1 protein-coding gene and 1 pseudogene are annotated in these 4,443 nt (G+C 34.9%); one reads left to right on the top strand and one right to left on the bottom strand.

Translation table 11 applies throughout. From position 1 onward, the window contains the following. Positions 1-159: 159 nt before the first annotated feature. Complete coding sequence (locus F6K13_RS20100) at positions 160-3,168, bottom strand: GAF domain-containing protein (protein ID WP_124146901.1); 3,009 nt, start codon at positions 3,166-3,168, stop codon at positions 160-162. A 544-nt stretch (positions 3,169-3,712) separates the two neighbouring features. Between F6K13_RS20100 and F6K13_RS20095 the strand changes: the two are divergent. Then, positions 3,713-4,443: pseudogene (locus tag F6K13_RS20095) on the top strand (dihydroorotate dehydrogenase (quinone)); the annotation flags it as partial.

Here is a 4,443-nt window from a genome sequence, read left to right as displayed (position 1 = left end):
TTAAATACTTATAAATAATGATGAAGGTGTCAGGTGTCAGGTGTCAGGTGTCAGTAGGGAAGAAGAAGGAAGAGGAAAAGAAAGTTTTTTATCACCCTATTAAACGGACATGATATAAATATCAAATTTTGTAGAGAAGGGAGGAAAAATTTGTAGAAATCAAAGGTGAGCTAAGGGTAAAAGTAACTTACTTTCTACTAAACCACTTTCTTGTAAATTTAACTCTAGCTCTCCTCCCATTTGTTGAATTAGTCGCCGACAGATAATTAAATGCTTGCCTGGAGGTGAAACCAAGAGAGAAGGTTCTAATACATCTGGGATAGAAACGGAGTTAAATTCTGCAATTAATTTTGAGCTAATCTTACCTGCATCAATAATAGAAATTTCAAGCCATTCTTCATCTAAAGTTTGGCATTTAATATCGATTTTTCCTCCTGTTTGAGAACGACTACAGGCACTAATCAAAAGCTCGTAAACAACTAATTCTAATTTAATAAGATCTCCATAAATATTCAAATTTCCTTCCCGATGAACTTCTAATTGCAGTTGTCTTTTTTTTACTTGGGAATCAATGCGAATGAGCGATCGCCTCAACAAATTAGCTACAGAGACAACATCAAAATTTGCTTGTAAATGCCATTTTTCTTGTGTCAATAATGAAGTAGTAGACGATAACACATTGCCAATTTGCCTTAGTAATTGCTGATAACGTAGATTTGTCAATACATTTTTTTGTTGGGCAGGATTTTCTGATGGAGTATAATGCAATTCACTTAACTGCTTAAAACCAGAACCAACAGTACGGTAAAGTTCTTCTAAACGCTTTTGTTTATACCAATTCAACCACTCTAGTTCTTCTCGCTGAGATTCTAAAGCAGTCTTTACTATTAAATAGCGACGCGACCATGCAAACTGAGAAACCAAATGAGTCAATAAATTTTTCAGAGTTTCAGTAGGAGAATGTGGTTGTGGCAGTTCTGTTTTTTGCCATAAAATTTTGTGAGGGTCTGCAATTAACAATATACCCGTCGGTTGATGTTCAATAGCAGTACGCAAAGCAGTTGCTACGACCTGACCGCTATCAAGAATATTGAGCCACCGTAAAGTTTTTGCTGGTACATCACTCACACTCAGATGCAACCAACCATTTGTAGAAATTATTTGTTGAATCCAAGAATCAGTACGAACTGGAATCGAAATTTTATCAGTGCTAGTAATATGACACTCAGGATAACTATAGCTCATAACTCTACCTGTTTGTGATAATGGATACCAGGTAATTAAAGCAACTAGGGGAATAGTTTGCGGGTTGAGATCTGCTATTTCCACAATTGCTTGAGCAATAAATTCGAGAAAGTTTCCTTCTAGACGGTCTAGAGATAAATTTCCTAATACACTCAGTTCTCCGACTGGTTCCAAATTTTTCACTTCTTGTAATAATAAGGAGTTGGAAGAGTTAATCAATACTTTTGTTGAATTTGGAATTATTGTAGTTGGTTGTAAAGCAGTTAAACCAGACTGAAGATATTGCGTATATTGTTGCTGCTTGTTTATGAGCTGATTAATATGTCTTTGATGCAGGAGAAAACCTAACTGTTGACTGGCAATTTGGACTAATTCTCGTTCATTGCGATTCCAGGTGCGAGGGGTTTCATAACCAATAATTACGAGTCCTTCGGGTTGGTTATATTGATCGCCTTGATTTTTTGTAATAAATTCTTCTTGCTCCTTTTTCCCCGCTCCTATTGTCCTGCACAACAGAAGAGAACGTACTCCAAGTTTCTCAAAATCTTCCTGCCAAGCATTCAATATATGACTTTCTGACCAATTTTCAATTCCTACTACTTCAGTGTTTCGTCCTAGCAAGGTCATATCCTCCTTGCTGAGGGTGGGTAGAGAAGTTTTGACTGTTCGACTTTGAGTAGAATGATTTTGATAAACAACTTCAAACTGCCCTCTGTTGCGGATTGCCAACATAAAATATTTAGCACCTAAGCGCTGAGATATTTTTTCTGCCGTTGTTTTTAGGGTTTTCTGCCAATCATCATCACCGTAAATAGCGCGAGTGATGCCTGCAGTTAAAGTCTGGTCTAGTTTAGCTTGACGAATTTTGTCCTCCATTTCTGAGAGGGGAGAAGTTAAAGCTAGCAGTTGACCTACCCCTTGCAAATAGTTTTTTTCATCATCTTGCCATGGACGGTTGTGTTGTTCTTCTACAGCAATAAATCCTAATAGTTCGTCTTCTAAGATAATTGGTGCTGCTAATACAGAAGCAGCTCTAATTTGTCGGATTAATCTGCGAATAATATCGCTGTCTACAGAAGTGTAATATTCTCCAATGCAAACAATTTTTCCTGCTAATAGTACATGATAGAATTTACCTAAATCTTGCAATGTAATGCCAGAAGCAGGACGTTTAAAGTCGCTCCATTCTACTATTACTTGATGATTACTCGCACGACGCCAAAAATAGCGTCCATTGGGATAATACCAGTAAATATTTGTGCGGGATGGCTGTAAAAATTGATGAGTTATTTCTACAACTGTTTCGAGGCGTTGATCTAAAGTCGTTAATTTTCCTAATTGAGATAGTAATGAGAGTATTGGTTCATCAGGTCGTTTTGCTTGTTGATGTTGCCATTCTTTTTCTATTTTTTGTAATGTTTGTCCTAGTTCACCCCAGATTAAAGATAGTAGTGCTTTTTCTTCTGATTCTAAAGAACTTCCCCACTCTTGTGAACCCATTAAGGCAATACCAAAACATTTTTCTTTGTAATGTATGGGAAAGAAAATTGTACCTTTAATATGATATGTTTGTGCTATTTTTACCCATTCTCCAACTTGCTTTTCTGCCCTTAAGTCAGCGACTTTAATTGCTTTTCTTTTCATTAATACTTGTTCTAATATATCTCCATGACTTATGGTGAATTTTTGTTTGAGAGCAGAAATTTCACCATTGGGAGTAATTCCGCCTTTGCCTACTATTTTATTTGCTAATCGATCGTACAAACAGACCCAAATCAAACAATAATCAAATTCTGACTGAAGATAATTTATGACTTTTTTAATGAGAAAATCTAAATCTTCTTCTTCTCTAATTGCTCTAATTATGCTTTCTAAAGCAATCAGATTATTATGATTTTTTTCGGCTTCATTTTTTTTTAACATCGATGGATTATCCTGATTATTTAATAGTTATTTTGAGAATAAAAGAAATAAATTATAGTATGTCAGCTTAATTAGTTAGCTTGTGGTCAAAAACTTTCTATTCCTATGTTCTCTTGCTTTATTTCTGCCCTCATAACCCATATTCGGCACCCCCTATTACTGTTTATTTATCAGCATTCAACTGGACATCATATTCTCAATATTTTTGACTAATCAGTATTAATTTTTTGTCCGCTAAATCTGTAAATACGATTTAATATCAACTTTAGATAAGCCTTTATCAATAAAATATCTTGTTTTTGCTGATGAGAAAGAGAGATTGTATGAAATTCTCCTGTTGAGACCTTGCATATCTATACTCTTACTGCTGTTTCCCTTATTTATCAGTAGTATTCCAGCTAACTCGATCTAAATGATATATTGATGATCGAGAATTAATTAGTGTGCTTTGATCAAAAAGAGTCTTGTCATTCCAAGATTATACCTGATAAAAATTTGAGTTTTAATTTTTAGTTTTTAATTGTCAACTACTATTTAGAATCAAGTGTTAAATATTTATCGTTCTGTCATATTTCCGACTCTATTTTCTGGATTAAAAGCTGATCCAGAATGGGTACATCATCAACTTCTAAATATTCTCAGTTTTATGGATACTAACTCCTCCAGTAAACTAATAAGTAGCTTGCAGACAATAATGCAAAAATCTTTATGTTTTGAGGATATTCGCCTAGAACAAACTTTGTGGGGATTAAACTTTAAAAATCCCGTGGGTTTAGCTGCAGGATATGATAAAGATGGTGTGGCCATTAATGCCTGGCCTCAATTAGGTTTTGGGTTTGCTGAACTTGGTACAGTTACTCTTCATCAACAACCGGGAAATCCTCAGCCAAGATTGTTTCGTTTGCCAATGGATCGAGCTGCTTTGAATAGAATGGGATTTAATAATCAAGGTGCTGCTGCTTTAGCTATGAGATTACAATCTCAAGGAAAAAATATTCCAGAGGTTCTCAGATTACAGGAGAATAATTATTCTTTTTATCCGAATTTTTTCCCTTATGGTATAAATATTGGTAAATCCAAGATAACCTCTTTAGAGGCAGCAGCAACCGATTATTTAGGTAGTTTTAAGTTGTTAAAAGATTGGGGTGATTATTTTGTAGTCAATGTTTCTTCTCCTAATACTCCTGGGCTACATTCCCTGCAAAACACTGAAAACTTAAGTAATATTTTAGCAGATTTACAAGAAGAAAATAAAGGTGTTAAGCCAATTTTAGA

Source organism: Okeania sp. SIO2B9, assembly GCF_010672505.1.
Lineage (GTDB): Bacteria > Cyanobacteriota > Cyanobacteriia > Cyanobacteriales > Microcoleaceae > Okeania > Okeania hirsuta.
Note: the sequence above shows the minus strand (reverse complement) of the source record. Positions and strands in the feature narration are given on the sequence as shown.